The organism is Myxococcus sp. AM011 (assembly GCF_013372595.1).
In the GTDB taxonomy this organism is placed as follows: domain Bacteria; phylum Myxococcota; class Myxococcia; order Myxococcales; family Myxococcaceae; genus Myxococcus; species Myxococcus eversor.
In genome coordinates, this window is sequence record NZ_JABXEM010000319.1 from 1 (window position 1) to 12,022 (window position 12,022).

The 12,022-nt window shown below is 64.2% G+C and carries 12 protein-coding genes and 1 pseudogene; 10 read left to right on the plus strand and 3 right to left on the minus strand.

Features of this window, described 5'->3' with window-relative positions:
• Positions 1-590: 590 nt before the first annotated feature.
• Positions 591-1,205 (minus strand): tyrosine-type recombinase/integrase, encoded by a 615-nt coding sequence (locus HUW62_RS41200; protein ID WP_176437548.1) that lies wholly within the window; start codon positions 1,203-1,205, stop codon positions 591-593.
• A gap of 182 nt (positions 1,206-1,387) precedes the next feature.
• Between HUW62_RS41200 and HUW62_RS49345 the strand changes: the two are divergent.
• From HUW62_RS49345 to HUW62_RS41225, 6 genes and pseudogenes are all read left to right on the plus strand, one after another.
• Positions 1,388-1,726 (plus strand): annotated as a pseudogene (locus HUW62_RS49345) (terminase); the annotation flags it as partial.
• A 451-nt stretch (positions 1,727-2,177) separates the two neighbouring features.
• The gene (locus HUW62_RS49350; RefSeq protein WP_368670615.1) at positions 2,178-2,720 is read left to right on the plus strand and encodes a terminase; all 543 of its coding nucleotides are present in this window, start codon (positions 2,178-2,180) and stop codon (positions 2,718-2,720) included.
• A gap of 138 nt (positions 2,721-2,858) precedes the next feature.
• Positions 2,859-3,647 carry a hypothetical protein gene (locus tag HUW62_RS41210; protein ID WP_176437549.1) on the plus strand — a complete coding sequence of 263 codons (789 nt, stop codon included), beginning with the start codon at positions 2,859-2,861 and terminating at the stop codon, positions 3,645-3,647.
• Between the two features lie 560 nt (positions 3,648-4,207).
• Positions 4,208-5,380: a radical SAM protein gene (locus HUW62_RS41215; protein ID WP_176437550.1), complete on the plus strand. Its 1,173-nt coding sequence runs from the start codon at positions 4,208-4,210 to the stop codon at positions 5,378-5,380.
• Positions 5,381-5,389: 9 nt separating this feature from the next.
• On the plus strand, positions 5,390-6,004 hold the full coding sequence (locus HUW62_RS41220) for a PolC-type DNA polymerase III (RefSeq protein ID WP_255203935.1): 615 nt from the start codon (positions 5,390-5,392) through the stop codon (positions 6,002-6,004).
• Positions 6,001-6,636, plus strand: coding sequence for an AAA family ATPase (locus HUW62_RS41225; RefSeq protein ID WP_176437552.1), 636 nt, complete (start codon positions 6,001-6,003; stop codon positions 6,634-6,636). Before HUW62_RS41220 ends, HUW62_RS41225 begins: the two co-directional genes overlap by 4 nt.
• Before the next feature lie 257 nt (positions 6,637-6,893).
• Here the strand turns inward: HUW62_RS41225 and HUW62_RS41230 are convergent, their stop codons facing one another.
• Positions 6,894-7,796: a hypothetical protein gene (locus tag HUW62_RS41230; protein ID WP_176437553.1), complete on the minus strand. Its 903-nt coding sequence runs from the start codon at positions 7,794-7,796 to the stop codon at positions 6,894-6,896.
• Positions 7,797-7,917: 121 nt separating this feature from the next.
• Complete coding sequence (locus tag HUW62_RS41235) at positions 7,918-8,175, minus strand: hypothetical protein (protein WP_255203932.1); 258 nt, start codon at positions 8,173-8,175, stop codon at positions 7,918-7,920.
• Between the two features lie 326 nt (positions 8,176-8,501).
• Between HUW62_RS41235 and HUW62_RS49355 the strand changes: the two genes are divergently transcribed.
• Genes HUW62_RS49355 through HUW62_RS41250 form a run of 4 tightly spaced genes read left to right on the plus strand, consistent with a single transcriptional unit; the run spans position 8,502 to position 11,836 of the window.
• Positions 8,502-8,702 (plus strand): hypothetical protein, encoded by a 201-nt coding sequence (locus HUW62_RS49355; protein ID WP_368670616.1) that lies wholly within the window; start codon positions 8,502-8,504, stop codon positions 8,700-8,702.
• On the plus strand, positions 8,699-10,498 hold the full coding sequence (locus HUW62_RS41240; protein ID WP_368670617.1) for a phage portal protein: 1,800 nt from the start codon (positions 8,699-8,701) through the stop codon (positions 10,496-10,498). The genes HUW62_RS49355 and HUW62_RS41240 overlap by 4 nt, the downstream gene beginning before the upstream one ends.
• Positions 10,495-10,776: a hypothetical protein gene (locus HUW62_RS41245; RefSeq protein ID WP_176437555.1), complete on the plus strand. Its 282-nt coding sequence runs from the start codon at positions 10,495-10,497 to the stop codon at positions 10,774-10,776. The genes HUW62_RS41240 and HUW62_RS41245 overlap by 4 nt, the downstream gene beginning before the upstream one ends.
• Positions 10,757-11,836 (plus strand): head morphogenesis protein, encoded by a 1,080-nt coding sequence (locus HUW62_RS41250; RefSeq protein ID WP_176437556.1) that lies wholly within the window; start codon positions 10,757-10,759, stop codon positions 11,834-11,836. The genes HUW62_RS41245 and HUW62_RS41250 overlap by 20 nt, the downstream gene beginning before the upstream one ends.
• The last annotated feature ends 186 nt before the right edge of the window (positions 11,837-12,022 follow it).

The window sequence follows — 12,022 nt, forward strand, 5'->3', positions numbered from 1 at the left end:
CCCCATGACTCCGAGCCAAGCCCCCCGCGCACCTGGGCGCGCGTGCCGTTACCAGGGCCGAGCCGAATGGCCGGAAATGGGTAAAGGCGGCCATTCGGCGTCACTGCCCCCACGCTGTTTCGCGCGCTTACGCGCCCTCTTGAGGGGCCGAAGCGCCGAGGCCAATGGCCGCTTTCCGCTGGTTGCCGCCACCTGCCGCCCGTTGCGCGGCCCAGCTCCTCCGCAGTCACCTTCACCGCCTGCTCAGGCCGGGCGCAACCATGCCTACCGATGACGCCAGCACGCCTACCCCGCCTACCCCTGACGCCAGGGTGGGGGGTGGTGCGATCTTTCGTGCGGGGTGCGCCGCCGGGGCGTGTACCTGGGGCCCTTTTCGAGAGGGTCAGCTCCGAAAAAGTGAACACCCCTCCCCTGATCATTTGCGGCCGGTAAGTGAACGCCTCGCGCTGTTCATTTTCGCCGGCTGCTGCGGCTGCGCCTGGAGCGGCATGCGCGAGCGTTGCGCACGTCCGCCCCTCACCGCCTCCGCGCGGCACCCCGGCACAAGCAGGGGCTCTCGTGGGCGCTCAGCGCGGAGGCGGCATTCCCCATCAGCAGGGCAAGTCCTGCGTCACGCGCACCAGCTCGTCGTCCGAGGGATGCGTGTAGATGACCGTGGAGTCGATGCTGCGCTGCCGCGCGAAGCGCTGGGTGAGGCGGATGTCCTTCGTCCGCCGGTACACCCCGGTGCACGCGGTGTGGCGCACGGCGTGGAAGTTGAGGTGCCTCTCCAGGCCCGCTCGCTGCTGCCAGACTCCGAAGCCGTGGCGCACCTGCCGCGTGGACAGGCGCAGTCCCAGGCGGCTCAGGAAGAGCGGTGCCTGGGGCCCCACGTCGTGCCCCTGCGAGCGCTTCAGCCGCAGCAGCTTCTCCAGCTTCGCGCGCACCGTGTCCGAGAGGACAACCTCCTGGGGACCTGGGTGCCGGCGGCTGCCTTTGAAGACGGTCAGCGCCACGTGCCGGCGCGCGCGTCCACGCTCGTCGAAGATATCGCCGATGTTGAGGGCCACCAGTTCGTGCTCTCGCAGGCCCGAGGCCAGCGCGAGGCTGTACAGGCAGTGGTCCCGGAATCCATCCCGGTGCTCCCCCGTGGCGCGCAGCAGGAGCACCACCTCCTTCTCCGTGAGGGTGCGGGGTGCGCGGGCGACAGCAGCATAGGCAGACATGGCGACTCCTTCGTGAAGAGGACGCGGCCATGCACGCTCTGGTGCCGAGAGAAAGCAACGACACAAGAAGGGAGGATGGCGTGACGCTCAGCATCGTCAAACGCACCGAGGATGACCTCACCCAGTGGCTGGCCACCGAGTCAGGATTTATTTCCGGGCTGTGCCAGTACGAAAACGAGCCCATGGTACTGGAGCCGTACCAGCAGTCCTTTCTCGACAACCGCTCCCGCTTTCGCTGGGTGACGAAGAGCCGCCAAGTGGGTTTCTCCTTCACCTTCGCTCTCGAGGCCCTCGCGCGCTGCCACCTGCGTGACGGTCATACGGCGGTCTTCGTCTCGTACAACCTCTCAGACGCGGTGGAGAAGGTGCTCATCGCCCGGCAGGTGTACGAGGATCTGCCGCGCGCCTATCAAAAGAAGCTCGTCACCGACGCGAAGACGGAGCTGGCCTTCGAGTCGAACTCCCGAGGCCGGCGCCTCTCGCGCATCATCAGCGTGCCGTCAAAGCCTCCGCGCGGAAAGCGCGGCGATGTGTACCTCGATGAATTGGCTCATCTGGTCAACGACCGCGAGGTCTACACCGGCAGCACCGCCCTCATTCTGCGCTCGCATGGGCAGCTCACAGGGGGCAGCACCACGCTCGGCCGGCGCGGCATCTTTTGGGAGATCGACAGCCAGGAGCTGCGCAAGTACCCGCACCACACCCGCCAGTTGGTGCCCTGGTGGCTGTGCCGATTCTTCTCCCTCGACGTGCGGCGCGCTGCGGTGGAAGCCGCCCTCATGTCCACCGAGGAGCGCGTCGTTCGCTTCGGGCGCCCCGTGCTGGTGGAGCAGTTCGATTCCCTGCCGCAGGAGGACTTCCAGCAGGAGTTCGAATGCCTTTTACGTCGACGAGTCCTACAGCTTCCTCCCCTACGAGCTCATCCTCCCGTGCACCACCGACGAGCTGCCGCTGGCCCAGGACGCCTCCGACGTGCCCGTGCCCCAGGGGCGCCTGGTCGCGGGCTTCGACGTGGGCCGCACCCGAGATCGCTCGGAGCTGGCCGTCTTCGAGGAGGTGGCGGGCCGTTTCACGTGTCGCATGCTGAAGAGCTTCGAGGGTGTCCCCTTCGCGGACCAGGAGGCCCACCTGCGGCGCCTCCTCTCCGTCCTGCCCGTGGCGCGCCTCTCCGTCGACCGCAGCGGCATCGGCATGAACCTCGCCGAGAATCTCGCCCGCGACTTCCCCCAGGTGGTGGCCGAGAACTTCACCAACGAGGCCAAGGAGCGCTGGGCGACCGACTTCAAGATTCTCCTCCAGCGCCGCGACATCACCCTGCCGCGAGAGCGTGAGCTCGTCGGGCAGATTCACTCCATCAAGCGCCGGGTCCTGCCCTCGGGGAAGGTGTCCTTCGACGCCGAGCGCACCAACCGCGGGCACGCGGACAAGTTCTGGGCCGTGGTCCTTGCGTGCCAACGCGAGCGGGGGCCCGAGCGACGAGGTAGTGGGGAGATCGGCGTGCGGGTGATTGGCTGAACTGGGCCGAGGCATGGCCGCCCCACGCCACCAGCAACGAAGAGGTGGCCGAGAGTGCTATGCCACGCCCGGGCAGCACATGTTCCAGACGTGTAGGATTCCCTCAGTCTACGCTTGTCGCAGAGAGGAGCGACGCCAATGGAATTACCTCCGGCACGAGAGCTGTTCGGCCGCTACTATGCGGATGCACTGCAAATTCGCGATGCAGTCCGAGACTGTGCTCCGCTTGCCAGCTGGTTTCCTCTGGAGATAAAGCGTTTCCCACCCATTATCTGCTTTGGTTTTCCCACTGAATCTTCGGAACGCATCCCCTTGGTAACTCTCGGAATCAACCCGAGCGCGGACGAGATTCGCGACGGCCATATAAGCTGCGATGAATCCCCCGACGTTCAGTTCCGCGACCAAGCGCGCTACTTCGAACGTAGACCGCTCAAGTGGTTTGAACGGGCTCAACTGGTCATGCAGACCCTTTCGGAAGATCTTCCGAAGGATCGACGCGCGACCTACGGAGGCCGCTTTTTCGGAGGCAAGCGCAACACAGTTCACCTGGACCTCACGCCAGTGATCACCGCCGCCATCGACGGACCCAAGAAGGCAGCGCAGAGAGCGAAGCGTCCGTTCGCTGAGCCGGCGGAGATTCACCTCCTGTTGACACTAGGGGCCCGGGGAATCCTCGAGCCTCTTCTCTCGGCATTCATCGAGAGGCATGGCGTAAGAGTCGTCGTGGCACTGGGTGGCTTGGACAGGCTGAACGCGGTGGAGCTCAGTACGCACACCTGCCCGCAGAAGTGGCCGAGCATCCAGTGGGCGTCACTCGGCAGCGGCCCGAGCGCCCAGTGCGCGGACGACGAGCTTGTTGCGAGAACCCGGCTACAGACTAAGGCGGCTCAGCTCGTGCAAGAAGCTCTCATGGTGGAGAGTCGCTGAGGGCGCACGGCTTCCCGCCGTGGCTGTCGTGCGCGTACCACCGCCCGCGCAAATAACGACGTGGACAGAAGATATGTCCACAGGCTTGGGCCAAACTGGGTCGGAGCGGTTCATGAGGGCAGTCCAACCGATTGGGATTCCCCTCGCCCGAATCCGTTCACGTCGTATTCCGGCCCGCCCCCTACAACCATCGACCTTCAGCCAGGCCTGCCGCCGGAAGGGGTACGCCGAGCAGATGCGGCGCCACGTCCACACCTCGCTCCGCGTCCACCAGTCCGCGAGGCAGGGCAACATAGTCTGATGGCGGGAGGGGTCTCCGAGGACTCCAGGGGGTATGCGCGACACGACAACCTCGCCAACCTATACTCGGGTCCGCAGGACTATCTACCGGGGGCGCTATGAGCGATGTCGTGACCGTGACCGGAAAAATCAGGGCGGGACCGCTAGAACAATCCTCTGGCGGTGACTTCAGACAGAAGTCTCCATGACCGATCTCATCCGTTCCAACAGTCCTCCGCCTTATGAAGGAACTCCCTTCATATCCAACAAGAGCATCGACCATGACACAGCCCAAAGCGCCTCTCCTCGCCGAGAACGAAAAGCGAGATATCGCCCCAGCCCTCCTCGAGCCTATTGAATATCGAAAATCCGGACTCAGCCTAAACCACATCATCGGCTGCCCACTAGACTGCGCCTACTGCGTACGCCACCTATTCCACAACTACGAAATGAAGCAGCCCCACAGGATCACAGACGACGAAACAGCAGCCTCAATGCTCGTCTCACACAAGTACTTCCAGCCCAACATCACCCCCCTACAAATATTCAATCGTGCCACCGATCCGTTCCTACCCACAGTAAAGCCGCACCTATTTCGAGTGGCCGAACTTCTGGATCAACGCGGCCTCACCAACCACTTACTCATCATCACTCGTTCAAGAGTCTCTATCGACGACTGCAACCGACTAAACGCAATCAAAAATCTAAAAATCACCCTTCTCGTCACCTACTCCGGAATTGACGACAAGAGAGTGGAACCAATCGACAGCAACATAGCCATAAAAACGCTCACGCGCGCCCACGAAATGGCAGAGAACTATCGAGTTGTTCTCTACTGGCGCCCACTAGTATCAGGCCTCAATGACAGCCCCTCACACATCAAGCGTGCGCTCCAGCTTGCCACTCACGCACATGCCACTGTATTTACTGGCCTATTCTTTCGAGAGGAGATCCAGTCCTACTATCGGAAAATGGGCCTACCCGAACCTGTCAACCTACCGGCGCGTCGCAAGATTCTTGTTCGCAGCCTAGAAGATCGCATTCTGACCGAATGGCACAAGACAGGAAGAGGGCCTCCTCTTTTCAGAAAGACCTCTTGCGCAGTTTCGTTTGCCCACCGCCTTTCGGACTACAATGGGCATTACGGCATCAGGGAGCTTTGCGACATCTGCCCCGTCGATCAAATTCGTCGCTGTGCCGATGCTTTTCGTAAGCCCGAGGCCCAAGCTATTGCCGATCTTGCACTGTCTCTAGGCGCATCAGCAATTCCGACAATTGACGACCGTGCCATACAGACCAGCGGTCTAAACGAGGAACCACGATACTTTATGCAGCACACTTTCGGGTATCAGGTACACGACATTCGTCATCCGCATCTACCTCACAGACACGGGCGCGCGGAGATTGGCTGGACAGACGAACCTGAATCCCGAACTTCATCCAGCGAAGACTGAGGCGTGCGAATGAAAGACCCTCTATTCAAACCATGGAACGAGGCATCGTTTGTCGCCGTCGACATTGAGGGGAATGGGTACAATCCCGCCGAGATCATTGAAATCAGCACCGTACTCATTACCCCCCCAGGAATCGCTCAACGACCAACCACATGGCTTGTACGACCCGCCCATAAAATATCCCGACGCGTGACCGCAATTCACGGGATAAGAAACAAAGATGTCGCAAACGCCCCAACAATCGACAGCATTCGCGACGAACTGAGCATTCAGCTCAGCAACCACTACTTCATCGCCCACTACGCACACGTTGACCATGAAGTCCTCAAACGGCAACTACCAGCCTGGGAGCCAAGAGCCGTCATCGACACGGCAAAACTTGCCCGCAGGCTCCTACCAAGACAAGACTCCTACAGATTGACGGCAATTATTGACACCCTTGGTCTCGAGGAACAGTTACGCGCCATCGAATCCACACCCCATCGAGCCACCTATGACGCATTCGCAGCTGCGCTCATCTTCTTACGGCTCTGTAAAACGAATTCAGGCAGAGAGCTTACGCTCTCCGAGATACTCGACACAACTCGAGAACCCTCCCCAAAGCAGAGAGATCTATTCACATGAATACACTCATCATAGGGATCGCCGGAACCCATTCGACCGGAAAATCAACCTTCGTCGAAACATTACAAGAGAGAATCTCGTCTCAGGGTTTTCGGGCCGAAAAAATTGGAGATCTTGCAACGAACGCACGAAGCAAAGGTTTTCCAATCCTGCGGGACCACACATTTGAAAGCACGCTCTGGCTCATGGCCACAGGCATTCAGCGTGAACTTGAAGCACTAAACAGCCAACCAGACGTACTATTTGTCGACCGGCCGCTACCAGACGCACTCGGCTACCTCTTTGCGGCTCTCGACCATCGGGCCGAGATGATCCGAATTGAGGAACGTCGGTACCTAGTAGATCTCGCACGAAACCACGCTCAGCGGTACGGCATTGTTTTCTTGACCAGCCCGGATCAGAGCATGGGCATCGACAAATCGAAGGAGCGCGACCACGACGAGGCTTTCCGCATGAACGTAGCCAGACAGATGCCTAAAGTATTTACGGAACTTGGCATCAACACTCGGACACTCACCTTCCGAAACCGCGGCCAAGTTCTCGACGAAACAGTAGCTGAAATATTGGGCCACCTAAACGGCATCAAACCAATTGTCACATCTGGCTCTTCAACGTCTGGAGCCCTGCGCTGAATCCCAGTCCACGCACTACTCAACCAGGACTGCGCATGACCTGAGAGAGCCTCCCTCTCAACTCGACGAGGGAATCCCTCAGGACGCAGATGCCCGCCGGCTTCATCATAGCTACCTACAACCTGCTGCTGAGGATGTGGCTGGTTGCCGGATAGGTAGTGACGACCGACCGCCATTGCGGGCAATCTCATCAAGGGAATCTTGCCCTCGGCGAGCAGTCCCCTCGGGCTGTCAACGCGGGCTTCCTCAAAAGCGTGCTAGAGGCTCGACAGCATTCGGTCCTTGACCTTCAGCCAGGCCTGCCGCCGGAATGGGTACGTCGAGCAGATGCGGCGCCACGTCCACACCTCGCTCCGCGTCCACCAGCCCGCAGGCGGATGGAGGCCGACGTCGCGCAGGTTGCCGAGACCACGGTAGCCAACGCCGTCGAGCCCGAAGGCGGCATTGGACTCCAGCACCAGCACCTTGTCCGTCCCCGAGTTGAAGTCCACGACGAGGAAGGTGTGCCCCGAGCCCCACTGACTGCGCCACCCCTGGATGAGTGTCCAGGGGTGGGGAGGCACATCCGCTGACGGCGCCAGCACGGCCATGCCGGACTCGACGGCAGCCGTCACGGGCGAGAAGTAGTCCTCCGTGGAGGCGATCATCATCTGCCGGTGGCGACGTGCATCCCACGAGAAGGCCGCACCGTGCACCTCGGAAAAGGCCTTCACCAGCAGTGCTTCGACGAAGGTGCAGCAGTTGTTCAGCCGGGGCGGCGCGAGTTGGACACGAACGCCCGGAAGCGCCCACGGGTAGTACGCCCTGCTCCCGTCATACCTGTAGTCGAGGAACGTCCCCAGGAGCGCGATGAGACGCTCTTCAAAGACGGCCAGCAGCTCGCTCTCGAACGACAGCCGGGCCATGGCAGGTGCGCGCTCCTGGGAGACGAGCGTCGCGTAGCGCTGCGTGCGCCAGCGCGTGCACACCCAGGTTTCGAGCCCGCGCAACTGCGGCACCAGCAACCGGACGTAGTCGGTGTCGGGCGTGGGGTGGCGAGCCTTCTCCTCGAGCACGAGGTAGTCGCCCGCGCCAACGTAGCCTTCGGGCTGCGTGCTCGTGTCCGGAAGCGCGAAGCCGCGCAGGCGAGCGGGCAGTTTCGCGACACGGTAGGTGTCCATGGTGTCTCCTCCACGTTGAAGAGGGGCTCCAACGTGTTCACCATGGACGGCGCGACAGAGCCGGTCCTGTCATGAGGAGCGGGGTTCGTGCGCCCCGCTCTTCGCGCGGGCGCAGCGCGCGTCAGGGCACCCAGTCCGCGTCGGGCGCGTCGTCATCGTCCGCGCGCCACGCGCCGCAGTGGATGCAGAACACCCACCCCACGTAGCCAGCCTGGGCAGCAGGGTGCTCGGGGTACTCCTCGGCCGTCACGAGGTAGTCGTTCGGATGGTGTGCCTCGTCTTCTCGCTCGGAGCACAGACATGGGCACGTCGTCACGTCGGCCGTCGTGTCGGCAACGCCACCGGCGGGCGCGATGCCGCGCGCGTCCTCATCTCGCATCAAACACTCCGGGTTTGGATTCATCAGCAGCCCTCCCAATCGTCTCTGTGACTCTCGGCAGCGCAGGTGCCTTCACGCATGCGCTTCGGCTCGCGCGCGGGCTCCCGCGTCAGCCGCAGGTGTCGCCAATAGCGCTCTGTCCTCCGACAAAGGCAACTCATTGAGGCGCAGGTCCTGAGCGAAAAAGCGCACGCCGGATGTCCCCGAAATTGGGCCCGAAGCCTTTGTCCTCGCTGGAGGTGAGGCGCGCGGCCCCCAACGCCCTCGCACATCGAGGGCACCCCTCCCACCGCGCGCCTTGCCTCCACTTGGTCCGGGAGGCCCGTGTGCAGAGCGTCGTCCGAGTCTTCGTCCTCTCCTCTGCCTCGGGCGCGCCACACCCCGGGCCGGAGTTCACCGTCGAGGCCTCCACCCACGACGGACTGCTGGAGGCAGTCCACGCCGAGCTGGCGGCACGCGGCCAGCGCGTGCGCGTCGTCTCTCACACCCCCACGGGCCTCCTGGCTTACGCGGAGGACCGTCCGTGACAGTGCCTGCGGAAGTCCACCAGGCCGAGGAGCGCCTCCAGTCCATCCTGAAGGCGGTGGTGGTGGGCGCACGCGTCGACGAGCCCGCCAGCCGCCCCGGTGGAGAGGACGCCTTGGCCTTCAGCGAGGCCGGTGCCCTCCAGCCCCCATATGAGCCAGAGGCCCTCTGCCTCCTCGTCGAGCACTCCAACTCGTTGAGGCAGAACGTCGACGCCTACGCGACGAACATCGACGGCTTCGGGTACCGCTTCGAGCCCGCCATCGACTTCGACGCCGACGGGGCCCGGGAGAAGGTGGCCGACGCCATGGCCCTGGAGCGCCTGGCCGCGCGTGACGCGGGCACGCTGCCACCAGGAACACCTCTGCGCCCAACGGACGAGGAAGTCGCCACCCATGCTGAGGAAGTGCGTCAGCAGGCCCGGGTGGAGAAGGCCCGCCTGGAGTCCTTCTTCGACTTCTGTTGCTTCGACGGAAGCTTCGTCGAGCTGCGCCGTCGCACCCGCCACGACGTGGAGGTGACGGGCAACGCCTATTGGGAGGTGCTGCGCGACGGCAAGGGCGACATCGCCCGCTTCGTCTACGTCCCCTCGTACACGGTGCGGCTCCTCCCCTTGGACAAGGAGGCTGTCGAGGTGCGCGAGCGCGTCCGCATCTCCGCCGTCAGCTTCGATACGGTGAGCACCCGTCGGCGCCTGCGCCGCTACCTCCAGGTGCAGGGCAGTGAGCGGGTGTACTTCAAGTCATTTGGAGATCCGCGCGTCGTCTCCCGCCTCACCGGCCGCGTCTTCCGGGACGTCACCGCCCTCAAGGCAGCGGACGCCTCGGACGGCCCCGCCACGGAGCTCATCCACTTCGCCATCCACTCGCCGCGCTCGCCCTACGGCATTCCCCGCTGGGTGGGCACCCTGCTGTCCGTCCTCGGCTCCCGGCAGATGGAGGAGGTCAACTACCTTTATTTTTCAAACAAGTCCGTCCCGCCCCTGGCCCTCCTCGTCTCCGGCGGAAGGCTCTCTGACGCCTCGGTCCCGAGAATCGAGCGCTTCATCGAGGAGAACCTCAAGGGGAAGGCCAACTTCCACAAGATTCTCATCCTCGAGGCGGACGGCGGCGGCACCGGCGACGGAGGCCGCGCGAAGATTGAGCTTCGCCCCCTGACGGACGCCCAGCAGCAGGACGCCCTCTTCCAGCAGTACGACCAGCGCAACATCGACAAGGTGGGCAGCTCCTTCCGTCTTCCGCCGCTGCTGCGCGGGGACGGGCGCGACTTCAACCGCTCCGTGGCTGAAGCGCAGCTGCGCTTCGCGGAGGATCAGGTCTTCCAACCCGAAAGAGACGAGTTCGACTTCTTGCTGAATCGGAAGGTGCTCGCGGACATGGGCGTGCGCTTCTGGCGCTTCCGCAGCCAGACGACTGCTACCCGAGACCCGGAGCGCATGACGGAGATGGTGGAGCGCCTGGTGCGCGTGGGTGTGCTGACTCCCGAGGAGGGCCGCCACCTGGCCGGCGACATCTTCCACCGGGAGTTCCGGAAGATTGGGGACGACTGGGTGAAGCGCCCCATCACCCTCACGCTGGCGGGCATCCAATCGGGCTCCAGCGACCTGACGCCCCAGAAGGACAAGGGCTCGCTGCTGGGCGAAGCGAAACGCCTCTTGGGGCTGCGAGAAGAGCTTCAGGCCGAGGAGGAGCGCCTGGCCCAAGGGCGCCTGGCGCTCGCACGCCGGTACATGGACACCGAGCACGTCCCGGTCCCCCGGGCGGAGTTCGACACCTGGTTCTCGGAGAAGACTCCATGACGCCCGAGCAACTCCAGCGCGCGTGGGTGCTCCAGGCCCAGGCGGACGCCGAGCGAGGCATCCTGGAGTGCCGCATGTGCCGAAGGCGCGGTCCCCTGGAGGAGGCGACGACGCTCTGGCGCAACGGCCTCCTTGTCTTCGCGCTGTGTGACAGGTGCGCGGCCAGCCACGACGTCCTCTTCTCCCCCACCGCGGCCGGCGTCGAAGTGCGCGCCAAGCGCCGCAATCCCGTGGAGCTGGTGACGCAGGAGGTGCCCCGTGTGCACGACCCCCGCTGACAGCCTCCTCCTCATCCACGAGGCACGTGAGGTGGCGGATACCCTCCTGGGAGACGTCCTCCGGCTTCCGGTGGCCAAGGCCCTGGACGTTGGCACTGCGGCAGGCATGGACCGCGCCGTGGCCCTGCTTGCCGCGCGCCTCCGCCGCGCTGTCGGGCGCGCGGACGTGGACGCCATGCGGGAGGCGGTGGCCGTCCTCGACGTGGACTGGAGGACGACGACGGCCGCCCAGCGCAGGCGCCTCGTTGCCCAGGCGCTGGAGGCTGCCGGCCGACAGACAGCCGTCATCCCCGCCCGCATCCAGGCGCCCCTCGGCGAAGCAGCCGAAGAGGTGGTGGCTTCCACCCGCAGCCACGCCCGGCGCGAGCAGGGCCTCGCCCTCGCCGCCCGCTTCAACGCCATGGACAGGCGCGTTGCCCAGCACATCGTCCGGACCCAGGGCAACTTCGTCCGGGACGAGTACGGGCGCCGGCTGGACTCCTTCGGAGTGGAGGCTCGGCGGCTCGTGGCCGAGGGGCTGGAGGCAGGCCTTGCGCGAAGCGACATCGCCGAGTCCTTGGAGCGGGCCGCGCGCGGCGCCCTCATTGAGCGGGCGCCATTCTACTGGGAGGTGGTGGCAAGCCACTTCATCGGCCAGGGGCGCTCCTTCGCCCAGGTGAGCAGCTACGCCGAGGCCGGCATCCGCCGCTACCGCATCGAGGCTGTACTCGACGAGGCCACCACTCAGGTGTGCCGCTTCCTTCACGGGAAGACATTCGCGGTGGGCGATGCTCTCCAGCGCTTCGAGCGCCTGGAGTCCCTTGAGCGCCCGGAGGACGTGAAGCAGGAGCTGCCCTGGGTGAGGGAGCGCCTCGACGCGGACACGGGGCGCGCCCTCCTCTACGTCAACCGAGGAGGCCAGGAGACGCGCCTGGCCGAAGTGCTCCGCTCCGCCGCCGGGACCCGCGACGACGTCGGCGAGTTCCGCGCGCTCGCGTCGGACAGACAGCTCGCGGAAGCGGGCGTGGGATTTCCTCCTTTCCACGCACTCTGCCGCACCAACACGGTCGCCGTCACATAGTGATGTCCCCGATTTCGCGCCGCAGTCCTTTGTCTCTTTCGGAGACGAAACGCCATGCAGGCCACCTCGACACCGACCCCCACCTCACCTCCGACGCCGGAGGGCAACACGACGACGCAGGAGTCGACCTCCACGGCCAAGGCCGAGGCGACGCCCATCGTCTGGCCTCGCGACCTCAATCTCCCC

Coding starts and splice junctions, on each gene's coding strand:
- HUW62_RS41215 (WP_176437550.1), top strand. CDS start 4,208: ATGACACAGCCCAAAGCGCCTCTCCTCGCCGAGAACGAAAAGCGAGAT.
- HUW62_RS41210 (WP_176437549.1), top strand. CDS start 2,859: ATGGAATTACCTCCGGCACGAGAGCTGTTCGGCCGCTACTATGCGGAT.
- HUW62_RS41225 (WP_176437552.1), top strand. CDS start 6,001: ATGAATACACTCATCATAGGGATCGCCGGAACCCATTCGACCGGAAAA.
- HUW62_RS41220 (WP_255203935.1), top strand. CDS start 5,390: ATGAAAGACCCTCTATTCAAACCATGGAACGAGGCATCGTTTGTCGCC.
- HUW62_RS41235 (WP_255203932.1), bottom strand. CDS start 8,175: ATGCGAGATGAGGACGCGCGCGGCATCGCGCCCGCCGGTGGCGTTGCC.
- HUW62_RS41230 (WP_176437553.1), bottom strand. CDS start 7,796: ATGGACACCTACCGTGTCGCGAAACTGCCCGCTCGCCTGCGCGGCTTC.
- HUW62_RS41200 (WP_176437548.1), bottom strand. CDS start 1,205: ATGTCTGCCTATGCTGCTGTCGCCCGCGCACCCCGCACCCTCACGGAG.
- HUW62_RS41245 (WP_176437555.1), top strand. CDS start 10,495: ATGACGCCCGAGCAACTCCAGCGCGCGTGGGTGCTCCAGGCCCAGGCG.